The sequence below is a fragment of the Bartonella sp. JB63 genome, assembly GCF_002022665.1.
GTDB lineage: Bacteria > Pseudomonadota > Alphaproteobacteria > Rhizobiales > Rhizobiaceae > Bartonella.
Genome location: NZ_CP019788.1, coordinates 1,261,293 through 1,283,438 on the forward strand (window position 1 = coordinate 1,261,293; position 22,146 = coordinate 1,283,438).

The 22,146-nt window shown below is 35.9% G+C and carries 21 protein-coding genes; 8 read left to right on the forward strand and 13 right to left on the reverse strand.

Annotated features, from left to right (window positions below):
• Positions 1 to 46: 46 nt before the first annotated feature.
• Entirely contained in the window at positions 47 to 2,470 is a 2,424-nt protein-coding gene (locus BJB63x_RS05560) for an FtsK/SpoIIIE family DNA translocase (protein WP_078719336.1), read from the reverse strand.
• Between the two features lie 189 nt (positions 2,471 to 2,659).
• Between BJB63x_RS05560 and BJB63x_RS05565 the strand changes: the two genes are divergently transcribed.
• Entirely contained in the window at positions 2,660 to 3,904 is a 1,245-nt protein-coding gene (locus tag BJB63x_RS05565) for a ubiquinone biosynthesis hydroxylase (RefSeq protein WP_078719337.1), read from the forward strand.
• 709 nt (positions 3,905 to 4,613) lie between these two features.
• Here BJB63x_RS05565 and korA read toward each other — a convergent pair.
• Entirely contained in the window at positions 4,614 to 4,871 is a 258-nt protein-coding gene (gene korA / locus BJB63x_RS05570) for a KorA family transcriptional regulator (protein ID WP_078719338.1), read from the reverse strand.
• A 1,499-nt stretch (positions 4,872 to 6,370) separates the two neighbouring features.
• Between korA and BJB63x_RS05575 the strand changes: the two genes are divergently transcribed.
• Complete coding sequence (locus BJB63x_RS05575; protein ID WP_078719339.1) at positions 6,371 to 6,664, forward strand: H-NS histone family protein; 294 nt, start codon at positions 6,371 to 6,373, stop codon at positions 6,662 to 6,664.
• 593 nt (positions 6,665 to 7,257) lie between these two features.
• Here the strand turns inward: BJB63x_RS05575 and BJB63x_RS05580 are convergent.
• The 7 genes from BJB63x_RS05580 to rimM form a co-directional block, all read right to left on the reverse strand.
• Complete coding sequence (locus tag BJB63x_RS05580; RefSeq protein WP_078719340.1) at positions 7,258 to 8,037, reverse strand: succinate dehydrogenase iron-sulfur subunit; 780 nt, start codon at positions 8,035 to 8,037, stop codon at positions 7,258 to 7,260.
• A gap of 14 nt (positions 8,038 to 8,051) precedes the next feature.
• Positions 8,052 to 9,896, reverse strand: a complete 1,845-nt coding sequence (gene sdhA, locus BJB63x_RS05585) for a succinate dehydrogenase flavoprotein subunit (protein ID WP_078719341.1) — start codon at positions 9,894 to 9,896, stop codon at positions 8,052 to 8,054.
• Between the two features lie 5 nt (positions 9,897 to 9,901).
• Complete coding sequence (gene sdhD, locus BJB63x_RS05590) at positions 9,902 to 10,288, reverse strand: succinate dehydrogenase, hydrophobic membrane anchor protein (RefSeq protein ID WP_078719342.1); 387 nt, start codon at positions 10,286 to 10,288, stop codon at positions 9,902 to 9,904.
• A 15-nt stretch (positions 10,289 to 10,303) separates the two neighbouring features.
• Positions 10,304 to 10,705 carry a succinate dehydrogenase, cytochrome b556 subunit gene (gene sdhC, locus BJB63x_RS05595; protein WP_078719343.1) on the reverse strand — a complete coding sequence of 134 codons (402 nt, stop codon included), beginning with the start codon at positions 10,703 to 10,705 and terminating at the stop codon, positions 10,304 to 10,306.
• A gap of 726 nt (positions 10,706 to 11,431) precedes the next feature.
• The gene (gene rplS / locus BJB63x_RS05600; RefSeq protein WP_078719344.1) at positions 11,432 to 11,872 is read right to left on the reverse strand and encodes a 50S ribosomal protein L19; all 441 of its coding nucleotides are present in this window, start codon (positions 11,870 to 11,872) and stop codon (positions 11,432 to 11,434) included.
• A 213-nt stretch (positions 11,873 to 12,085) separates the two neighbouring features.
• Positions 12,086 to 12,784 carry a tRNA (guanosine(37)-N1)-methyltransferase TrmD gene (gene trmD / locus BJB63x_RS05605; RefSeq protein WP_078719345.1) on the reverse strand — a complete coding sequence of 233 codons (699 nt, stop codon included), beginning with the start codon at positions 12,782 to 12,784 and terminating at the stop codon, positions 12,086 to 12,088.
• A 32-nt stretch (positions 12,785 to 12,816) separates the two neighbouring features.
• Positions 12,817 to 13,332 (reverse strand): ribosome maturation factor RimM, encoded by a 516-nt coding sequence (rimM, locus tag BJB63x_RS05610; protein WP_078719346.1) that lies wholly within the window; start codon positions 13,330 to 13,332, stop codon positions 12,817 to 12,819.
• A gap of 180 nt (positions 13,333 to 13,512) precedes the next feature.
• Here rimM and BJB63x_RS05615 point away from each other — a divergent pair, with 180 nt between their 5' ends.
• Together BJB63x_RS05615 and BJB63x_RS05620 are read left to right on the forward strand one after the other, a co-directional pair.
• Positions 13,513 to 14,331, forward strand: coding sequence for a SapC family protein (locus BJB63x_RS05615; protein ID WP_078719347.1), 819 nt, complete (start codon positions 13,513 to 13,515; stop codon positions 14,329 to 14,331).
• Positions 14,332 to 14,333: 2 nt separating this feature from the next.
• A complete protein-coding gene (locus BJB63x_RS05620) occupies positions 14,334 to 15,302 on the forward strand; it encodes a tyrosine recombinase XerC (RefSeq protein WP_078719348.1) in 969 nt (322 codons plus the stop codon).
• A gap of 27 nt (positions 15,303 to 15,329) precedes the next feature.
• Here the strand turns inward: BJB63x_RS05620 and BJB63x_RS05625 are convergent, their stop codons facing one another.
• Positions 15,330 to 15,608 carry a BolA family protein gene (locus BJB63x_RS05625; RefSeq protein WP_078719349.1) on the reverse strand — a complete coding sequence of 93 codons (279 nt, stop codon included), beginning with the start codon at positions 15,606 to 15,608 and terminating at the stop codon, positions 15,330 to 15,332.
• A 126-nt stretch (positions 15,609 to 15,734) separates the two neighbouring features.
• Here BJB63x_RS05625 and BJB63x_RS05630 point away from each other — a divergent pair, with 126 nt between their 5' ends.
• From BJB63x_RS05630 to cobT, 3 genes are all read left to right on the forward strand, one after another.
• A complete protein-coding gene (locus BJB63x_RS05630) occupies positions 15,735 to 16,358 on the forward strand; it encodes a J domain-containing protein (RefSeq protein WP_078719350.1) in 624 nt (207 codons plus the stop codon).
• 182 nt (positions 16,359 to 16,540) lie between these two features.
• Positions 16,541 to 17,527: a cobaltochelatase subunit CobS gene (gene cobS / locus BJB63x_RS05635; RefSeq protein ID WP_078719576.1), complete on the forward strand. Its 987-nt coding sequence runs from the start codon at positions 16,541 to 16,543 to the stop codon at positions 17,525 to 17,527.
• 14 nt (positions 17,528 to 17,541) lie between these two features.
• Positions 17,542 to 19,419, forward strand: coding sequence for a cobaltochelatase subunit CobT (gene cobT, locus BJB63x_RS05640; protein WP_078719351.1), 1,878 nt, complete (start codon positions 17,542 to 17,544; stop codon positions 19,417 to 19,419).
• A gap of 185 nt (positions 19,420 to 19,604) precedes the next feature.
• Here the strand turns inward: cobT and BJB63x_RS05645 are convergent, their stop codons facing one another.
• Positions 19,605 to 20,258: a VUT family protein gene (locus tag BJB63x_RS05645; protein WP_078719352.1), complete on the reverse strand. Its 654-nt coding sequence runs from the start codon at positions 20,256 to 20,258 to the stop codon at positions 19,605 to 19,607.
• Positions 20,259 to 20,378: 120 nt separating this feature from the next.
• Positions 20,379 to 20,672: a 50S ribosomal protein L28 gene (gene rpmB / locus BJB63x_RS05650; protein ID WP_078719353.1), complete on the reverse strand. Its 294-nt coding sequence runs from the start codon at positions 20,670 to 20,672 to the stop codon at positions 20,379 to 20,381.
• Between the two features lie 249 nt (positions 20,673 to 20,921).
• Between rpmB and BJB63x_RS05655 the strand changes: the two genes are divergently transcribed.
• Positions 20,922 to 21,698 carry an SURF1 family protein gene (locus BJB63x_RS05655; RefSeq protein ID WP_078719354.1) on the forward strand — a complete coding sequence of 259 codons (777 nt, stop codon included), beginning with the start codon at positions 20,922 to 20,924 and terminating at the stop codon, positions 21,696 to 21,698.
• Between the two features lie 274 nt (positions 21,699 to 21,972).
• Here BJB63x_RS05655 and BJB63x_RS05660 read toward each other — a convergent pair whose 3' ends face one another.
• Complete coding sequence (locus BJB63x_RS05660; protein ID WP_078719355.1) at positions 21,973 to 22,125, reverse strand: DUF1127 domain-containing protein; 153 nt, start codon at positions 22,123 to 22,125, stop codon at positions 21,973 to 21,975.
• Between the last annotated feature and the right edge of the window lie 21 nt (positions 22,126 to 22,146).

The window sequence follows — 22,146 nt, forward strand, 5'->3', positions numbered from 1 at the left end:
AACGGATGATAAAGACTCTCTAAAAATATATCTTTAAAAACTTTATTTAAAATGGTTCTTCTGTAGCAGGCACTAAAATTTCCCGTTTTCCTGCATGATTGGCTGGGCTAATAATCCCTTCTTCTTCCATCCGTTCAATCAATGAAGCAGCACGATTATAACCAATACCTAAACGGCGTTGAATATAAGAAGTTGAAGCTTTACGATCACGCAGCACCACCATCACAGCCTGCCTATAAGGCTCATCTTCTAAGGAAGAAGAAACAGATGAAACATCACTTTCACGATCTGCAACTTCTTGTGTAATAGTCTCCAAATAATTAGGCTGTGCTTGCGCTTTCAGATGCGCAACAACCTGTTCAACTTCATCATCTGCCACAAAAGGCCCATGAATACGTTGAATACGTCCTCCTCCCATCATAAATAGCATATCCCCTTGCCCTAATAATTGTTCAGCTCCCTGTTCACCAAGAATTGTTCGGCTATCAATCTTTGAACTCACAGAAAAAGAAATACGTGTCGGGAAATTAGCTTTAATTGTTCCCGTAATCACATCGACTGAAGGACGTTGTGTTGCCATAATGACGTGGATACCAGCAGCACGCGCCATTTGAGCTAAACGTTGCACCGCTCCTTCAATATCTTTACCAGCAACCATCATAAGATCTGCCATTTCATCAATAATAACAACGATATAAGGCAGAGGATTTAAATCGAGGATTTCTGTTTCATATAATGGTTCACCAGTTTTGTGATCAAATCCAACCTGAACTGTCCGTGTTAATATTTCACCTTGTTTTTGTGCTTCTTTTAAACGAGTATTAAATCCATCAATATTACGAACATTAACTTTTGACATTTTGCTGTAGCGCTCTTCCATTTCACGCACAGCCCACTTAAGAGCAATTACCGCTTTTTTAGGATCTGTCACTACGGGTGTCAATAAATGAGGAATACCATCATAAATCGAAAGTTCGAGCATTTTAGGATCAACCATAATTAAACGACATTGTTCGGGTGTTAAACGATAAAGAAGCGATAAAATCATTGTATTAATAGCAACAGACTTACCCGATCCCGTCGTACCTGCCACTAAAAGATGAGGCATTTTTGTTAAATCTGCAACGACTGTTTCACCCCCTATTGTTTTACCCAATGCAAGCCCTAATTTTGCCTCGGTATCAAAAAATTCCCGTGCTTGTAAAATTTCCCGCAAATAGACTATCTGCCGAGATGCATTAGGCAACTCTATTCCAATAACATTACGCCCTGGAACTACAGCAACGCGTGCCGAAATAGAACGCATGGAGCGAGCAATATCATCTGCTAACCCAATAACACGCGAAGATTTAATGCCAGCAGCTGGCTCAAATTCGTACAAAGTTACAACTGGACCAGGACGTGCATCAATAATCTCTCCCTTAACTCCAAAATCTAATAAAACACTTTTAAGTTCCTGAGAATTGGCCTTTAAAATGGCAGGGGAAAGCCGCATATCTTTCGTTGCCGATGGAGGAACAGTGAGATAATCCAATAGAGGGAGGTTAAAATGATATTTTGAACGTACTTTTGAAGACTTTAAAACACTGCTATTAGAAGTAGAAACAGCTTTATTTTGGAAATCCTGAAATGGTTTTTTTTCATCAAAAAAAACTGGCTCAACTCGATCAAATGAATTGTCCGTTTTTTCAAATAAACTCGTAAACGAAAAAAAACGCCCAATACGGGCTTGTAAAAAATAAATAAAATGCAAAACTGCTCCAAAAACTGCAGAGAAAAAACTACCATGGACTTCATTATTAGAATAATTTTCACTTTCCAATATCTTAAAAACTGGATCCACATGAACTGGTTCGCTTTCGCTTATATCGACCTGATGTCTCCATACTACATTGCCAGCAAAAATGGCTATTACAAAACTGACAAACACTAAAAAAATACCCCACAACACGCTCTCCACAGGTGAAGAAAAAGAGAATAAAAATAAAGAAAAAACATTTAAAATCTTATCTCCCCAAACGCCCCCAAGACCAATTGGCAATGGCCAGTTTGTAAAAGACGCAACAGGAGTCATTAAAGCAAATGCAGCGGTAAACCAAATCGTTGAAACCAACCACAAAAAAAGACGAAAAATAAAATTATGGATACCTTTTTGTGCAAGTAACAAAAGTGACCAAAATAATGGAGGCAACAAAATACCAAGACTTGCCAAACCAAAAAGTTGCATAGCAAGATCTGAAAAAACCGCACCAGGCCACCCCATAAGATTAGTGATCTGATTAGCATTGGCATAAGTCAATGATGGATCTGCAAAATTCCACGTTGCTAGAGCTAAAATACAAAAAATAAAGAGTCCTAAAAGACACAACCCAATTAAAACCCCTATTTGTCGCAACAATATTTCAATAAAGCGCGAATTCCGATATTCTAGCTTTTTTGGCAAATCATAAAGAGAAGAACCCTGATGCATTCATCAATCCTAAACATAAAACCCTTAATATTAAGAGTTATATCTAAAATTTATAACATAAAAAAATATTAATACCGTTTTAACCAATATAATCACAACAATTTCTCTTTAAGACTGCAAAAAAAGTGATAATAAGGTCAATATCAATATCATTTAAGATTAAAACTGCCCACAATTGAAAGAAACAAAGTGACTTCCTATATCGATCAAACAACAAAACAATGTGATCTGCTTATTGCAGGCGGTGCAGCTGTTGGCTTGACACTTGCCGTCGCTCTCAAAAATGCTGCTCCTGAGTTGAGAATAAACGTTGTTGATGCCACTTCCCAAAGAAACACATCTACCAAAAATACACAAGCATTTGCTCTTGCCGCCGCTTCTATTCGTATGCTTGAACAATTACAGTGCTGGAAGCATATCAAACCTTATGCCCAACCTATCTATTCAATGACGATCACCGATGCACGCATCAATGATCCCATTAAACCAACTTTTTTAACATTTGAAGGAGATATAACACCCAATGAGCCCTTTGCAAGTATGGTTGAAAATAAAAGGCTCATCAATGCTTTAAAAAAACGTGCAAAAGATCTCGATATTTCTTTTATCGAAAATACCACCGTCGTTCATTTTCACCAAGAAAACTACTATACAACAGTCACCTTAAATAATAAAGAAATTTGGCAAACAAAATTGCTGGTAGCAGCTAATGGAACACACTCTAAATTACGAGAAAAAGCTGGTCTTAAAAGCTTTTCTCATTGTTATATGCAAACAGCAATTACATGCATTATCGAACATGAAAAATCCCACCATGGTCAAGCAATCCAACATTTTTTCCCCACTGGACCTTTTGCTCTTTTACCTCTCAAAGGCAACCGATCGGCTATTGTATGGAATGAAAAACACCATATTGCTCAATATTATCTTAAAGCCGATGCTCTGATTTTTGAAGAGGAAATTGAAAAACGTATTGGTCATCAATTTGGAAAACTTTCGTGGAATGGTGAACGTCAGGGATTTCCCCTAATCCTTTCTTTAGCAGAGCATTGCATTAAACCTCGTTTTGCTCTCATAGGAGATGCTGCTCATACAATCCACCCCATTGCAGGACAAGGTCTCAATTTAGGACTTCGTGATAGCGCCGCTTTAGCCGAAGTCATTATTGAGACAGCACGATTGGGTCTTGATATTGGATCAATGACAACTCTCCAACGTTATCAAAGTTGGCGACGTTTTGAAACTATACGAATGGCTTTTAGTAATGATTGGATCAACAGACTCTTCTCTAATGATATCTTACTCTTACGTATATTTCGCGATGTTGGTCTTGGACTTATTAATCAGATGCCAAAAATGAAAAAATATTTTATTCAAGAAGCTTCTGGTCTCACTTCCAACGCACCACGTCTTCTCCGTGGGCTTCCAATCTAACAATTTAAAATCAACCCCTTAAATCTTCTATTTTTAAAAGAAAGCACTGCTATTTTAGCTAAAGCTTAAAGTGTATACTCTTTACATAATTAAAACAATGACTGAATTATTATAAGGGGTAAGACAAAATATTTACGAAAAAATAACCAAATATTTTTTTAACTCAATTACGCGATAAGAGCATTTTTATATCATTATAGAGTAACAGCTTCGAAAGCTATTTATACAAACACGAATGGACAAATTTTTAAAATGAGATTAACGAAATATTAGCTATAGGCTTTATGGTATTCTATTTTATATAAATTGGCTTCATTAAAAAACTTGTCATTCTTTGTCATGGTTCAATGAAGTTAAACAATAATACTCCTTTTCCAGAAAACAACTTTCACGGATATATTCCTATTTCAAAGAGCTGCTTTGGAATAATTCGTTTATAATAATCCAAAAACAAAAGCCTTTGAAGCTCCAACAAAGCCTCCCAAAATTCACCGTACAAGCATCTCTTTTTCAATAAAACGAACTACATAACCACCAAGCAGAGAACAACAATTTGCTATCACAGAAATAATTAAAGGAAGGTTATCCTTATTCGTTTCTAAAATCATCTTAGCATAACTTGATGCTATTTTGACTCCAAAAAATCGGTCATTAGTAAATATTCATTGCATCACTAGAATAGAAAAATCTCGTATTATTTTCCATAAAATTACTTCTCATCAAGACTGAAATTGCCACAAATAACACCTCTCTCTTTAAGAAAACAAAAAGGATGCTTTGGATTAGCCCAAATCCTCAATTTTCCTCTTTGCGTCATAAGCATATATTTATAGGATTTTTGAGTTATTGGATCATCTGCAACAAATGTAAAATGCCATTCTCTTTCTGAACGCATTACTACTGTAATATCTCGAGCTACTTTCTGACTAAACGCTCTATCAACGCTTTTTTGTTCTATCATTCTCATAATCTTTAGCCCTTAGATTGAAGTAAATTCTGTCCAATTTATTAAACAGAGTCTAACATTTTCTTATCCATCTGTTCTATCTGTCGCAAAACTTACCTTATCAAAACTCTAATCTTCATTAATAAATACTTCTTTTACCGTTTTTATTACTTCCCATAAATCCATAAAAAAGATTCACAAATAGCCTTATTTTATGGATAAATACATCTCTAATTCCCCATGAAATTTTTCAGATATTGTATTTTACAAACTTTTCTTGCATTATAGCATTCAGTAGCATAAACTTTCGTAGTTTATCTTCCATAAGAACTAAAAGCAAAAACTCTTACCTCAATATACAAAGTAACTTTTTCACGTAATCGTTAAAAAAGATCGCGTTTTAAATTCCTCATATTGTAACAACTTCATGCAGTCTTCAACAAAGCTTGCCCTGTTATTATATTAGACAAAATTCATCCATAAAAATGAGAGAAAACTGCTTGCACAACCTTAAGATTTTTGTATAAATCACGCAAATTTGAAAAGACACATCAAACCAATCAAAATTTTATCCATTACGCCTAAGACGATCAATAATTCAACGGTATCTTCAAACATCAAGAGTTAAATAACCGCTTTCAATTATCATTATCTATTGTAGAGATATTACATTGAAATTTCTGTACAAAAAAGCTGAAATAATCTTTCTCGATTTTCTTAAAAAGAGAAGCGTTATTCGTGGCAATTTCAATCTTAATGAAGAGTCATTTTATAGTAAATAAACGATATAATTATTTTATAATGAAAAAAATTATTTAATAAACAGCAGTTGTAAACATGGCAGCAAGACTTATAAAATCTATTAATCTACAATGCAAAAATTTTATCTATAAAAAACCGTAATCATTGCTCCCCACCTACAACTCCCACCAATTTTTCCATTAAAATTATATGGCTGCAAATTTGAAGAGAATAAAAACCTTCAATCTACATACAAATGGCTAAACTTCCTACATTCTTTAATATCATTACAGCTTTTCTCATTATACGAAAAATAATGATAGAAGCCATAGTCATTTTCCTTATCACACTACAATCAACAACATAACATCATCTCTTGTTGATTCTATTTCCTACAAAGATGTACAGAATGAATCTATACAATGCTGCATAAACACTGACTATTATTGCAATAAACAACAATATTACTGCCAAAGGAGGGCTTGCCCTTTATCAAAAGTTTCCATAATTTATAGATTGGTAACTTATACTCACTAGTTGATCGAACATGGTTTAGCAAAGCCCAATTTCCATAATGGCGATCATCGATAGCTGAAGCCATATTGGTACAGGTCATAGATATGATAGATGCAATGGAAAGAGAAAAATTGATATAAATAAAAATGTATCTTCATATCTATCAAGATCGTAATTTTGATAAAAATAAGGCAATCTAAGAATGAACTACTACTATATTTAATATGACTAACCATAATTCTTTTTAAGGGGGGGATAAGAAAGTGTATAATTTCAAAAATATGAATCCTGATAAATTAAGGGAAATACGTGCTCAAATCGATGCAGAACTGAAAAAAAGACAAGTGAAAGATAAGCAAAATGCACGGCGAAAAATCCTTGAAATTGCCAATATACACGGAATCAATATCGCCGATCTTGTTAAAAAAGAGCGCCATTATAGAAATCCAGATAATCAATGGGAATTATGGAATGGAAGAGGGCGTAAGCCTAAGTGGATAAAAGAATGGTTAAAAAGAGGTTATAAACTTGAAGAATTAGAAGTAGAAATAACATAATAGATTATAACCCTCAAAAATAAAAGAATATAAATCAATACGAATTAAAATAATCTAATCCTTAAAGTTACTGCATGTGTTAAACTATAGAAGTGATTTTGCACAATCATTTAACCAAAAAGAAAAGCATTCAAACACAAGAGCACTCTTTCATAAACACCAACGCCATATACTACAATTTTCATATAAAGAATGTTAACCCTAGAATTTGAAGATTTCCCAGACTGTGGTATTGCACCATCAACGTGTAATAATCATATCATAAATTCATAAAACATAATTGTTCAGAATAAAGCGGTAAAACAAATACAATAACCATGATTCTCTTTCTTCGAAAATCAAAAAAATCTCAGAAAAGACCAATAAATAACACTAGATTTTCGCCATAAATACAGTTTCAAATAAAAATCAACCTTAAAAGTTTCAGCATATCGTTTTTAATATATTCAAAGCTCAATTCGCTAGAAATGGTAATAATGATACCTCCCTACAGACAATTTCCATAACAGTAAATATACAAAGATTTTATATCTACATCTGATCCACTTATTATCAAAGAATAAATACTTTTTTCTATTTTAATTGATAAACTTTTAAAGACGTCGTTCAACCATAAGCTTTTTAATTTCAGCAATTGCCTTAGCTGGATTTAAGCCTTTCGGGCAGGTTTGTGCACAATTCATAATCGTGTGACACCGATAAAGACGAAAAGGATCTTCTAGATCATCAAGGCGCTCACCACTCATTTCATCACGAGAATCAATAATCCAGCGATAAGCCTGCAGTAAAACAGCAGGCCCCAAATAACGATCACCATTCCACCAATAACTTGGACACGACGTTTGACAGCATGCACAAAGAATACATTCATAAAGACCATCAATTTTCTGACGATCAGAATAACTTTGTAACCATTCTTTTGCAGGTTTAGGAGAAACAGTTTTAAGCCAAGGTTCAATGGCACGATGCTGTGCATAAAAACGCTTTAAATCAGGAACCAAATCTTTTACAATAGGCATAGAAGGCAGCGGGTAGACTTTGATTGGATGTTTTACATCGTCCATTCCTTTAGTACAAGCCAATGTATTGGTTCCATCAATATTCATCGCACATGAACCACAAATGCCCTCACGGCATGATCGACGGAGTGTTAAAGTTGGATCAATATGATTCTTGATAAATAAGAGTCCATCAAGAATCATCGGACCACAAACTGAGCGATCCACATAATAAGTATCAAGATGAGGATTATCCTCATCATCAGGTGACCAACGATAAATATGAAATTCTGTTAAATGCGTAGCACCTTCAGGTTTAGGCCAAACTTTTCCAGCTTTAACTTGAGAATTTTTGGGAAGCCTAATTTGTACCATAACTTTCTTTCCCCTTAGTAAACGCGTTTTTTAGGCATAATGCGCTTTAAATCTATACCACCATTCTCTTCAGACGTTAATGGATCAACATGAACAGGACGATATGATAACGTCACCTTTCCATTTTTTGACAGATGCGAAAGTGTATGGCGACGCCAATTTTTATCATCACGCTCTGGATAATCTTCTCGTGCATGCGCACCACGACTTTCCAAACGAGCTGCTGCAGAATAAACAGTCGTAATTGCATTGGCCATCAAATTTTCAAGCTCCAATGTTTCCACTAAATCAGAATTCCAAATAAGTGAACGGTCTGTAACTTTAAGATCAGAAAGTTCATCCCAAATTTTACTTATCCGTTGGCATCCTTGTTCTAAAGAATCTGCTGTACGGAATACTGCAGCATCCTCTTGCATTGCACGTTGCATTTTCTCACGCAATATAGCTGTTGGAACCTGTCCTTTAGCAAAACGTAAACGGTCAAAACGTGCTATAATCCTATCAACTGCATCCTCATTAATAGCTGGGATCTCTGCATTGCGATCTATGACTTCGCCTGCACGAATTGCAGCAGCACGTCCAAATACCACTAAATCAATCAATGAATTTGATCCTAAACGATTAGCACCATGAACAGATGCACATCCTGCCTCACCTACAGCCATTAAACCTGGTTGAACACGATCAGGAGAATCAGCTGTTGGGTTTAAAACTTCCCCATAGTAGTTGGTAGGAATACCACCCATATTATAATGAACTGTTGGCAAAACAGGAACTGGCTCTCTGGTCAAATCGACCCCTGCAAAAATTCGGGCTGATTCAGAAATCCCCGGTAAACGCTCATGCAATATGGCGGGATCAATATGGTTTAGCACCAAATGAATATGATCTTTTTTCGCACCAACACCACGCCCTTCACGAATTTCAAGTGTTATACAACGTGAAACCAAATCGCGTGAAGCCAAATCCTTAAAGGATGGTGCATAACGTTCCATAAAGCGCTCACCTTCAGAATTAACTAAATAGCCGCCTTCACCACGTGCACCTTCTGTAATTAAGCAACCAGAACCATAAATACCCGTAGGATGGAATTGAACAAATTCCATATCCTGAAGCGGTAATCCAGCCCGTGCAATCATCCCGCCACCATCTCCTGTACATGTATGAGCTGACGTCGCTGAAAAATAAGCTCGTCCATAACCACCAGTTGCAAGAACAACCATCTTTGCAGAAAAACGATGGATTGTACCATCATCAAGATTCCAAGCCACAACACCTGTACACACGCCACCTGTCATAATCAAATCAAGTGCAAAATATTCGATAAAAAACTGAGCATTATGCTTAAGGCTTTGTCCGTAAAGTGTATGCAAAATTGCATGACCAGTACGATCAGCTGCCGCACAAGTGCGTTGGACCGGCGGTCCTTCACCAAATTCTGTGGTATGACCACCAAAAGGACGCTGATAAATTTTTCCTTCCTTTGTACGTGAAAAAGGAACCCCATAATGTTCTAGCTCATAAACAGCAGCTGGTGCATTTCGCACTAAATATTCCATTGCATCGGTATCGCCGAGCCAATCAGAACCTTTCACCGTATCATATAAATGCCATTGCCAATTATCAGGCCCCATATTCGACAAAGATGCTGCAATACCACCTTGTGCCGCAACCGTGTGCGATCGAGTTGGAAAAACCTTTGTAATACACGCTGTTCTCAATCCTTGCTCAGCCATACCAAGGGTTGCACGTAAACCTGCTCCCCCAGCTCCAACAACAACAACATCAAATTTATGATCTACATAGCTATATGCAGCATGCCCTACTTTAACACCTAAAGATGATATTGCACTCACCATATTATTCAAACCCCTAATGTGATTTTTAAAAGAGCAAACATCATTATACCGCCCAGAATAAAACAAAATAAAATATTCAATACAAAAAACAATATTCGCATACCTTCATGTGGAATATAATCTTCAATAACAACCTGCATGCCAAGTTTCATGTAATAAAGACTTGAAAAAATCATCAATCCCATCAAAACTGTAACAACGGGATGTGAAAACCGTGAATGAACAATACTGTGATCCTTTCCCACGCATGACATAACAAGAACAATAAAAAATATCCAAAGTAGCACATTGACAAAACTTACCAGATTTTCTAACCAAAAATGCTCTGTTCCTGTATGTGCACTGCCAAAACCACGCACTTTTCCAAGTTCTGTTCGCAAATCTTTTTTCATTTTTTCTACCCCTAGCTAAACAACACTATATCCAATTATCCAAATTGCAATAGTGACAATAAGGGAAATAAAAACTGTAACCCAAGCAGTTGAAGTTGCTTTTTCTTTGTCTAAACAACAAGGCTTCATATTCCAAACAATATGGCGAATACATCCAACCATATGATGAACTCCAGCCAATGTATAGAAAAATAAAAAACAAAGCCCAGGGAGAGATCCATAAATCTGGTTAATCATTCTGAATGAATCAGCTCCACAAGCAATTGACACTAACCAAAGAGTCAAAAAGAACATTCCAAAATAAAGTGCAATACCAGTTATCCGATGTGCTATCGAAATTGCCATAGTAATTGACCAACGATAAATACTCAGATGAGGAGAACGAGGGCGATCTTTTGTTGTGGTTGTCTCTATCATAAAAACATCCTGACCTGGCTTTCACTGCAACTTTACCATTACGAGAAAATCCACGCAAAATGACTCAGTGCACGATCGTTTCAACTTGTTTAGTTCTAAGAAACTAACATTACAGGTCGGCTATTTAAAATGACGGATTAAAGGTCGCGCATAAAAAAAACCGATTTGTTATACAGCTATAAACCATAAAACCTCCTTTGTGTAGTACAATTTTATCTTCACGTCAAAGGGTTAACACTATCTCTTAAGCAAAAACATACATTTTTTATACATGTTTCACTCTGCTCTTACTTAATATCAGCAGCTATGTTCTATAACGACCATGATTATAACTCTATATGAAAAAAATCACATAATTTTAATATTTTTTCATGGTCTATGACAATCAACTATTATAAATTTACGCTCTCACTAACCCTATTTTGGCGAAAATTTACAAAATCCTTTGCTTGATATATGTGCCATGTGCTTTTCTAAATATTTGAACTTAAATTATCATCACTAAAAAGTATTAAGACTTTTTTCTCTACAATCTCTCACCAAAAGCTCTGCAAATTTTACACTCCTCTGTAAAGGTCATTTTTAATTAAGAAAAAACAAAAGAGGTATTAAAAATTTTATTATAAATTGTTCAAAAAATAGACATCATTGTTAATTGTTAAAGTAAAAAGCAGCCTTACAGCTGCACTTTTTAATAAATCTGACTTATATAAGTTATTGAGTAGTCTACTCTGAGAGATTTGTAGCAGCACTATCTGCAACAGCTATTTCTCCTATTTCTTTGGAACTGTTTTCATCTTTTCTACGATGTTCTCTCTTTTCCGCAATACGTGCTGCTTTCCCTCTGAGACCACGCAAGTAATAGAGCTTCGCACGACGAACTTTACCTCGACGAACAAGCTCAACTCCTTCAATTAAAGGAGAATATACTGGAAATACACGTTCGACCCCTTCTCCATAAGAAATTTTACGGACTGTAAAAGTTTCATTTAAACCACCCCCTGAACGAGCGATACAAATCCCTTCGTAAGCCTGAATACGCGTCCGTGTACCCTCCGTCACACGAACCATAACACGCACTGTATCACCGACCTGAAACAAAGGAAGTTGACGTTTTGCTTCAATTTTTGCACATTGTTCAGCCTCAAGCTGTGCTATAATATTCATCTTTTTATCCTTCGTGTTCTTTTCAAATAATTAGAGCGCTCAACTCTCACCGAAAAAAGCTTTAAAATACCCTCTAGGCTATGTTGGATACAGGAGCGAATACACTATCTGTTAATTTTGGGATACACATTTAAATTTAGAATATACAGAAAGTTTCTTCAAAGAAAACTCTCTAAAAAGCTATGCTAACAGTATATTATTTTTTGAGATGAATCAAGCTTTCTGATGCTTTTTATTGTAAAGAGCATAAAGATCGGGACGACGTTGATACGTTATTAATTCAGCCTGTTCTCTACGCCAATCAGCAATAGCTTCGTGATGACCTGATGTTAAAACCGATGGAATATTTCGTCCTTCAAAAACAAGAGGACGTGTATACTGTGGATGCTCAAGTAAACCATTTTCAAAACTCTCACACTCTGCAGAAATCTTATTGCCCATTACACCAGGTAAAAGTCGTACAACTGCATCCAATAAAACAAAAGCAGCAACTTCTCCCCCTGAAAGAATATAATCGCCAATAGAAATTTCTTCCAATTGTCGTGCTTCAATGATACGTTCATCTACTCCCTCGAAACGGCCACAAATCAGTGTTACCCCTGAACCAATCGCCAAAGAACGCGCATAAGCTTGATTAAAAGAACGTCCACGTGGACTTAATAACAATCTTGGTGTATCCAATGGACAACTGTCGATTGCTGCTGCAAGCACATCAACGCGCATTACCATACCTGCACCACCACCAGCCGGTGTATCATCAACACTATGATGTTTGTCTAAAGTGAAATCCCGAATTTGCACTGTGTTCAGGGACCATATTCCTTGTTTTAAAGCCCGTCCTGCTAAAGAATGTCCTAAAATTCCTGGAAACATTTCAGGATAAAGTGTTAAAATACGTGCATGAAATCCCATATTGATAGCCCTTCATCCTTTACCTATACGCATTACTCTTGATCATAGGACAAACCAGCAGCTATTGGATCGACAATCAGAAAACCAGAAGCAATGCAAATTTTTGGCACAGCCGCCTTGCTAAAAGAAATAAGCACCTTTTTACGAGAAGCTAACTGTACTTCAAGCAAATCACCAGCACCAAAATTAAAAAAACCGCTCACCTTACCTAGCAATTGATTTGAACAATCATAAACACAAAGACCTATCAAATCTATTTGATAAAATTCATCTCCAACCAAATCGTTAGCCAATTGGCTTCTTTCAACATAAAGTTTGATCCCTTTTAAGGATTTTGCAACACTACGCTCTTCTATTCCTTTAAAATGTACAATTGCATTATTCTTTTGCATACGAAATGTAATAATTTCATAAGAACGTCCCGTTTCATCATAAAGAACACTATAATTCTTTAAACGCTGAGGTTCAGCACTCAATATTTTAACAAAAACATCTCCCTTAATTCCATGAGCTGCACCAATAATGGCAAGATATACTTTCTTTTTCATAATTTTTCTATTACACTTTCTCTTAATTAAGTTTTTTTCTTTAAAAAAGAAAGAATCATTATAAAATTACAGTACTCATCTATCCTGTAACTTGTATTCGATATTGTTGCCACATAAAATCTTCTAATAAAGGCTCATTTTGGTGACAAAATAGAAATTAATTATTAAGGAGAAAGTATTATGGCAAACGTCATGCTGTTCTACAAAAATGTCACCCCAGTTCATAAAATTGCTCATAAAAATCTCAAATTTACCCCATTAAATGATATGTCCTTTGCAAAAGATACCCACTGGATTCCTCTAGCAAGTGGTGAATATTTTCAAGCCGCTATAGATTATCCTATCTTATTTATGAGCGCACAAGATGAGCAGCAGAAACGGCACTATACATCCATTGCTCTCGTAGGTCTTTCTGATAACGAAAATGATTACATTAATGCTGATAATCAGTGGAAAAAAGATACTTATGTTCCTGCCTTTGTCCGTCGCTATCCTTTTGTTCTTGCAAAAATGCAAAATGAACAAGAACTTTCTGTTTGCTTCGATCAAAAATCAGGTATGTTTAATGAAGTTTCAGGAACAGATCTTTTTAATTCAGATGGATCTATTTCACCATTTATGGAAGAGTATGTTAATTTTCTTGAAAGTTTTAAAATCAATATGGAAAAAACCGCTGAATTTATTGAGACTCTTGTAGAAATGGATCTTTTGTGTCAAAAATCAATCAATGTAAAGAATGACAAAGGTGTATCAGCGCAATTGGAAAATTTCTGGATGGTTGATGAAGAAAAGCTCAATAAATTATTTGCTCATCAACTTGGTAAATTGCATAAACATGGCTTTCTAGGATGGATTTTTGCACATCTTATGTCAATGAATAACCTCCTAAAAATACTCTCCGTAAAAAGCGAAAATCAACTCTCCAATGAAAAGCTCAAAAAACATAATAATCAAGCAAATCAAATAAAGCCTAAAAAAAAGAAAAGTGCCCTTAACTAAAAATGTTTCTCAAATATGATAGTAGAAATGACAAAAATATTCCTCTGATTCCAGCTGATCATAATCTTCTCATTGCAAGAAAAAAGTGGTTGGATAGTCTTATACAGACGCGTCGAATGGCTCCTCAAACAGCAACAGCTTATGAGCGTGATACGAGGCAGTTTTTGTGCTTTCTCTATCAACATTTAGGATATCAGCCAGCTCTCAATGATCTTGCTAATTTGCGTGTAACTGATTTCCGTTCTTATTTAGCTTATCGTCGCGCACAGAACATAAATGCTCGCTCTTTAAGCCGAAATATGGCGAGTTTACGTTCCTTTTTCAATTACTTATCTCGTGAAAAACGAATCAATATTCCCGCCGCAAAACTTGTACGAACACCAAAATATCCAAAATCATTGCCAAAAGCTTTAACGATAGAATCAGCGCTCCGTATAGTCAAAGAAGAAAATCAACAAGAGAATGAACCCTGGGTCATTGCTCGTAATACCGCTGTTTTGATCCTTCTTTATGGTTGTGGAATGCGAATATCAGAGGCTTTAGCACTCACTCCAGAACAATTTGCTGATCCCAGTATAAAAAGCTTACTTGTTAATGGGAAAGGAGGAAAAACGCGCCTTATCCCACTGATTCCGATAGTCCATGAAGCGGTAGAGAATTATGTTAAATGCTGTCCTTATACTTTATTAAATAATCAACCAATATTTCGCGGTGTTCGAGGAAAACCTTTACAACCGGCTATTATTCAGCGTACTATTCAGAACTTACGGGCTCATCTTGGTTTGCCAGAAACAACCACGCCACATGCGTTACGTCATTCTTTTGCCACTCATCTTTTATCGCGAGGTGGAGATTTGCGCACTATTCAAGAACTGCTCGGCCATGCTTGCCTATCTACAACGCAAATCTATACCCATATTGATACAAATCGTTTATTAGAAATTTACCAAAAAGCACATCCACGAGCTTAAAAAACTTCTGAACTGAGCAAAAACATGTTAAACACTTTCAATCTCAAGCGCCAAAGCATGAATATTTGTTGCCAATTCTTGCTGTAAAACTTTATAAATCGCCCGATGTATTTCTACACGCCTCATACCAGAAAAAGAAGAAGAAAGCATTTTCACACGAAAATGTGTTTCCTCCCTGCCACTGAAAGCATGTTCCTCATGACGATGACCTGCATGAAGATGGCTTTCATTAATTATTTCAAGTTTTTGCGGAAAGAAAGCATCACGCAGTTTTTTTTCAATTATTGTTTGAATCATATGAGGCATTTTTTCCTCCACAAGGATAAATATTACAGCTAGTTTTTTTAATACAAAATTTAATAGAATAAATATGAAAATAAATTTTTTACAAGTCAATTCTTGTCAAAAGACCAATCTTGAATAAGGCAAAATATGACAACAACATCTAAATTATTCGACTCAATTCGTATCAGTTCCAACAAAAAAAAGCAGGAACAATCACAAATACAAAAGTGCCAATGGGAAGGGTGTGAAAAAATAGGATCACACAAAGCGCCAGCAGGACGAAATCATGAAGGGCACTATCTGTATTTTTGTATTGAGCACATCCGTGCTTATAATAAAAATTTTAATTATTTCTCAGGTCTCAGCGACAAGGACATTGCAAAATTCCAAAAAGATGCTCTTACAGGACATCGTCAAACATGGTCTGCAAGCCTTAGTAATAATAGCACAGCAAAAAAAACAGCCTCCGACTATGCAAAAATTCGCTCTGGAACCGCTGCTTATCAAAATCGTATGCGCGATCCATTCAAACTTTTTACCCAACAAAATTCAAATAATACGAACACACGAAAACTCAAACCCTTGGAAGCCAAAGCTTTTGATACTTTAGGATTACAAGAAAATGCTTCAGCCGAAGATATCAAAACAAAATATAAGGAGCTTGTAAAAAAACATCACCCTGATGCTAATGGTGGTAATCGCTCTTCAGAAGAACGCTTTCGTGATGTGCTCCATGCCTATAATTTACTGAAAAAATCTGGTAGATGCTAAAAAAATTTACATTCAAATACTTTGTTCTATTGCCCAACTACCAAGGTTTTTAAAAACATTACGCAACAAGACATTTCCTTTATAGTCAATCTCTATTATCATGAGAGCATTTGCATAAGTAGTCTATATTCTGTATTGTTTGAGAACAAAATAATAAACAGCAGATATTTTTCTCAAAAATGATCACAAAAACAAATTTTACAGTCTCAAATACCCCGGATACAACAGTTTGGGCTCGGGATGTATTTAATATTGACACCGAAATGAAAGTGCCTGCCTTTAGCACAAAAAGCTCTCATGTTCCTGATTTAGATCCTGATTATCTCTTTGATCAACAAACAACTTTAGCACTTTTGGCAGGTTTTGCTTTTAACCGACGTGTCATGGTATCTGGCTATCATGGTACAGGCAAATCAACTCATATTGAACAGGTTGCTGCACGCCTTAATTGGCCTTGTATTCGCATTAACCTTGATGGACATGTTAGCCGCATTGACTTAATTGGAAAAGACGCTATCGTCCTGAAAGATGGCTTGCAAATCACCGAATTTAAAGATGGTATTTTGCCATGGGCTTATCAAAATAATATTGCTCTCATTTTCGATGAATATGATGCAGGACGACCAGATGTTATGTTTGTTATTCAACGAGTGCTTGAATCTTCTGGACGGCTCAGCTTGCTTGATCAAAACCGTATTATTACGCCTCATCCAGCATTTCGACTTTTCGCAACGGCAAATACTATTGGTCTTGGTGATACAACAGGATTGTATCATGGTACACAACAAATCAATCAAGCTCAAATGGATCGTTGGTCGATTGTAACAATATTAAATTATTTACCCCATGATAAAGAAGTTGATATCATTTGCTCAAAGGTCAAACATTTTCAAATCACTGAAGGTAAAAAAACCATTTCACAAATGGTCCATGTTGCTGATATGGTGCGCAAAGCTTTTATGAATGGGGATATTTCCACAGTTATGAGCCCACGTACCGTCATGACTTGGGCAGAAAACACCACAATTTTTCAAGATATTGGCCTTGCTTTCCGTTTAACTTTCCTCAATAAATGTGATGAACTTGAACGAGCAATTGTTGCAGAATTTTATCAACGTGCCTTTGGAAATGAACTTCCTGAATCACTTATTCATCATGTCTTGCCTTAAGGAATGCTTCAATCATGACTGCAACAGCAGGCGATAACAGCAAAAATTCGGCAAAATATTCTTCTAACAGCAATTTTGATACTGAAACTTTTAAAAGAGCTATTTCTATTTGTATTCGCGCTATTGCTAACACATCCAAATTTAATGTTGTTTTTAGTTATAACAAACCATCCTTAAGCGATAATTGTGCGCGTTTACCAGAGTTACCTCAACAAAAAACAGATAAAGATTTAGCTATTACTCGCGGATTAGGTGATTCTATGGCGCTGCGCAAAGCATGGCATAATAGCCGTATTCATATCCAATTCGCCCCAACAGAACCAGAAGCACGAGTTATCTTTGATATACTTGAACAAACACGTGTTGAAGCAATTGGCACTTTAACAATGAAAGGAATCGCACAAAATCTTGATATAATGCTCGCCGATAAATATCAAAAAGCTGGTTATCAGATGATAAGGAACCAAAATGAAGCTCCTTTTCAAGAAGCTATTGCGCTTTTATTACGTGAAAAAATAACAAAACGCCCTCCCCCACGAGAAGCCCGACTCGTCTTAGAATTATGGCGTCAATCAATAGAAAAAAAAGTCGCAACAGAATTACGTGAACTGAAAGTTCATGTTTATAATCAAAATGTTTTCGCGCAAATAGCACGTCAAATGCTTGTTACACTCGAAATGACTAATCCATTGGAAGTAAACTCTAATAATCCAACTTACAAAGAACAAAATAATAATCATGATATCCAAAATCAAACAGAAAAAGGGAGCGAAAACGAAAAAAAATCTCAAAGTGAAAAACAAAAACCAACTGAACAAAGTAATGATGAAAAAAATGAAGGCAAAGAAAAATCCATTCAGCCAAATGATAATGACAAGTCTAAAGAAGAACAAGAAGACTCTCAACAAAACAAACCAGGAAAATCAAAATACTTTCTTAATACCTCTCAGAAAATGGAAAAATTGGTTGGCTATAAAATTTTTACCCACGAATTTGATACTATTTTGGATGCAACTCATTTTTGTTCTGTAACAGAATTAGATCATTTGCGTCGTTGTCTTGATCAACAATTAAACCATCTTCAAAGCATTGTTGGACGTTTAGCAAATAAACTCCAACGCCGCCTCATGGCACAACAAAACCGTGCTTGGAAGTTTGATCTCGAAGAAGGCTATCTTGATACAACACGACTTTCTTCGCTCATTATTGACCCAATGCAACCACTTTCTTTTAAAATGGAATGTGAAACACAATTCCGTGATACAGTCGTTTCGCTGCTTATTGATAATTCAGGGTCTATGCGAGAACGCCCCATCACTGTTGCAGCAAGTTGTACTGATATTTTGGCGCAAACTCTCGAACGTTGTGGAGTCAAAGTGGAAATTTTAGGCTTTACCACAAAAGCGTGGAAAGGGGGACAAGCGCGCGAAAAATGGATCAATCAAAATAAACCTTCTCATCCAGGACGTTTGAATGACTTGTGCCATATTATTTATAAAAATGCTGATACACCATGGCGCCGCGCTCGACGCAATTTAGGCTTAATGTTGAAAGAAGGATTATTGAAAGAAAATATTGATGGAGAAGCCCTTATTTGGGCGCATCAGAGGCTTTTATTGCGACACGAACATCGTCGTATATTAATGGTTATTTCTGATGGTGCTCCTGTTGACGATTCAACACTTTCTGTTAATTCTAGTAATTATCTGGACAAACATTTACGCGCTGTGATTCAAGAAATTCAAACGAATTCCCCCATAGAACTCATTGCCATAGGAATTGGTCATGATGTAACACGCTATTATCAACGTGCTGTGACAATAGTCAATGCTGAAGAGTTGGCAAATGCCATAACAAAACAGCTTGCGATGCTCTTTAATAATGCCTCCTAGCCCTTGAACAAAAGAAGAGATAAAGATTTCAACTAATAATTGAATTCTGCATTAAATGTTATCTCAAAACAAACACTGATACAGTTTCTCTTTCTAAGAATAGAATAAAACTCTTCCTCTTACAGCAGTAAGAGAACAAATAATAAATATTGTTATTTCTTATAAACAAAAGATATCTTCTCTTTTCAGCGCCCTTGATAAAAAGGAGTACTAAAAATCCTCAAAATCACACCATAAGGCACAAGCATAAATAGGCTCATGATAATTTTTATTAAAAAATCACCAAAAGCAAGTGAAAGCCAAACAGGAATTACGATACCTCCTAAACCTAGACTTTCAACTATAGAACCATCAGCATAGCCAACCAGTTGATCAATAAAGGCAAAATTACTTGCAAAGGCAAGAGCAAAAAATAAAACTGTATCCAAAGCCGAACCAATCAATGTCGCTATTAAAGGTGCTTTCCACCACGCTTTACGCCGCAAAGGCGTAAAAACTGCGATATTAAGTAATTGCCCAAATAAAAATGCTACACTAGAAGCAATAGCAAGACGAGGTGTAGCAACTATCCAAGAAATAAAAAAAGCCGTAATGAAACCAATATAAACAATACGTCTTGCTGCCGCTGGACCATAAAAGCGATTGGTCAAATCATTAATCAAAAAAGCAATTGGATATGAAAAAGCTCCATAGGTCAATATATCATTCAAACCAAACCAACAAATAGGATATTGCATCAAAATATTGGAAGCTGTCACTACAACACACATCGCAAAATTTGCAAAAAAAATGTAGTTCTCTTTTTTCTGCACAGCTAAAGACTTGTGTGTTGAAAGCATTCTTTGTAACCTAGAGATATATATCAAAATGAATAAAATATCGCAATCAGACAGTCAAAACTAAAGAATGGCCCTTTCCTAGAAAAAGTAAACAGCTCACTCCGCAATGAAGCAACAAGATTAAACAACTTGCTCAGCCTTTTTCTTTATGATCTGGCGCTTTAATAAACGCGCACGCTGTGATAATTCCTTATCATCAGCTTTAACCAAAAAACTATCAAGACCACCGCGATGCTCAACTGAACGCAGAGCATTTGCTGAAATACGCAAACGATAACTTTGTTGAAGTACTTCCGATATCAACGTCACATTGCAAAGATTTGGTAAAAAACGACGATGCGTTTTATTGTTTGCGTGGCTAACATTATTGCCATACTGGACCGTTTTTCCTGTCAATTCGCAGGCACGAGACATAGACTTCACCTTTAAATTCTAAGAAACTCTAATTTCAATGCCAGCAAAATAAAACAGATGCGAAACACACACCCATTGCCTTGAACAGGCATTATTGGAAAATCAAATTTCTATAAGTTGTTAACTACAAAAGGTCAAGTCTTTTAGGATCTTTTTTGACCACCTATAGATCAATTTTATCATTTTTTTTATAAAGACATTATCAAATACTTTCTTTTAGTTCTTCTCATGCTAAAAGATACTCTTATCATGGTTACAATTGATCATCCCAAAATAAAAACGCAACGCAAAAGCATCTGCCTTTCTTCTATTCTATTTGGCATCTTATGTGTGTTACTTTTTGTTGTCTTTAGTGCACTAGGTGTGTGGCAAATACAACGACTAAACTGGAAAACAGCTCTTATCACCAGTGCTAATCAACGTATTCATCTCGCACCCGTAAAAGCACCACCTAAAAGCCAGTGGTTGAACGTTACTTTTGATAAAGATGAATATCGTCCAATTACAATTACTGGAAAATTTCTTACAAACAAAAATATTTTCGTAACCGCTGTTACACAAAATACCACAGGTTATTGGGTTTTAACCCCTTTAAAAACAACCGATAATACAGTGACTTTTGTAAATCGCGGTTTTATTCCTATGGAGGCACGTTATCAGTTCGAACAAGAGGAAAAAAACAATTTGCTTGATAATAATCGTGTACATACTCTTAACCAGATTACAATTACAGGCCTTTTACGAATGAGTGAAAAAAATGGAGTTTTCCCACGCAAAAATAATCCTGACCAAAATTTATGGCATACACGCGAACTGCCCGCTATGGCCAAAAAACTAGGCCTTTCTCCTGTTTCTCCCTATTTTATTGATGCCCGATCACAAATAGATCCTCAAAAGAGTTTACCTATTACAGGTCTTACTGTTGTACAATTTAAAAATAATCACCTAACTTATGCTATAACATGGTTTATTTTAGCTGCTGGCATTCTAAGCGCCTCTCTCTTTCTTATTCAAGATAAAAACTAAAGAAGATACCCAATAAATAAACTCCTCTCTATATTACAAGCACCAATATTCACTCTTGTTTTTAGAATTGTACAACAGTCTATCTGATCATACCATCGCACGAGAATCTTCCGTTGCATCTTCCTAAAAGCAAAATGCGTGAACCTTCAAACTAGTACACATAGCTCTTCCCTCTTGAGCTTTACTGACCATATCAATGATAAAAAAACCACCTCGCTCTTTTATCAAAACACTTGAATGATTCTATAGACTAAATTCTCACCAAACAATAATATCAAAATGATTTGCGTGAAGAACGCCATGCAATCGAACTAATATCAGCACGATTAATACCAAGATCACTAAGCTCATATGTCGAAAGATTACTCAACGCATTAACCGTCCGACGATAGCGACGCCATTGACTATAAGAACGTAAAATATTCATATCTCTCACCAAACCATTACA

What these genes read in the sequence shown, in the direction of transcription:
- BJB63x_RS05560 (WP_078719336.1), bottom strand. Translation starts at nt 2,470, where the DNA reads ATGCATCAGGGTTCTTCTCTTTATGATTTGCCAAAAAAGCTAGAATAT.
- korA (WP_078719338.1), bottom strand. Translation starts at nt 4,871, where the DNA reads ATGAGAATGATAGAACAAAAAAGCGTTGATAGAGCGTTTAGTCAGAAA.
- BJB63x_RS05580 (WP_078719340.1), bottom strand. Translation starts at nt 8,037, where the DNA reads ATGGTACAAATTAGGCTTCCCAAAAATTCTCAAGTTAAAGCTGGAAAA.
- sdhA (WP_078719341.1), bottom strand. Translation starts at nt 9,896, where the DNA reads ATGGTGAGTGCAATATCATCTTTAGGTGTTAAAGTAGGGCATGCTGCA.
- sdhD (WP_078719342.1), bottom strand. Translation starts at nt 10,288, where the DNA reads ATGAAAAAAGATTTGCGAACAGAACTTGGAAAAGTGCGTGGTTTTGGC.
- sdhC (WP_078719343.1), bottom strand. Translation starts at nt 10,705, where the DNA reads ATGATAGAGACAACCACAACAAAAGATCGCCCTCGTTCTCCTCATCTG.
- rplS (WP_078719344.1), bottom strand. Translation starts at nt 11,872, where the DNA reads ATGAATATTATAGCACAGCTTGAGGCTGAACAATGTGCAAAAATTGAA.
- trmD (WP_078719345.1), bottom strand. Translation starts at nt 12,784, where the DNA reads ATGGGATTTCATGCACGTATTTTAACACTTTATCCTGAAATGTTTCCA.
- rimM (WP_078719346.1), bottom strand. Translation starts at nt 13,332, where the DNA reads ATGAAAAAGAAAGTATATCTTGCCATTATTGGTGCAGCTCATGGAATT.
- BJB63x_RS05615 (WP_078719347.1), top strand. Translation starts at nt 13,513, where the DNA reads ATGGCAAACGTCATGCTGTTCTACAAAAATGTCACCCCAGTTCATAAA.
- BJB63x_RS05620 (WP_078719348.1), top strand. Translation starts at nt 14,334, where the DNA reads ATGTTTCTCAAATATGATAGTAGAAATGACAAAAATATTCCTCTGATT.
- BJB63x_RS05625 (WP_078719349.1), bottom strand. Translation starts at nt 15,608, where the DNA reads ATGCCTCATATGATTCAAACAATAATTGAAAAAAAACTGCGTGATGCT.
- BJB63x_RS05630 (WP_078719350.1), top strand. Translation starts at nt 15,735, where the DNA reads ATGACAACAACATCTAAATTATTCGACTCAATTCGTATCAGTTCCAAC.
- cobT (WP_078719351.1), top strand. Translation starts at nt 17,542, where the DNA reads ATGACTGCAACAGCAGGCGATAACAGCAAAAATTCGGCAAAATATTCT.
- BJB63x_RS05645 (WP_078719352.1), bottom strand. Translation starts at nt 20,258, where the DNA reads ATGCTTTCAACACACAAGTCTTTAGCTGTGCAGAAAAAAGAGAACTAC.
- rpmB (WP_078719353.1), bottom strand. Translation starts at nt 20,672, where the DNA reads ATGTCTCGTGCCTGCGAATTGACAGGAAAAACGGTCCAGTATGGCAAT.
- BJB63x_RS05655 (WP_078719354.1), top strand. Translation starts at nt 20,922, where the DNA reads ATGGTTACAATTGATCATCCCAAAATAAAAACGCAACGCAAAAGCATC.
- BJB63x_RS05660 (WP_078719355.1), bottom strand. Translation starts at nt 22,125, where the DNA reads ATGAATATTTTACGTTCTTATAGTCAATGGCGTCGCTATCGTCGGACG.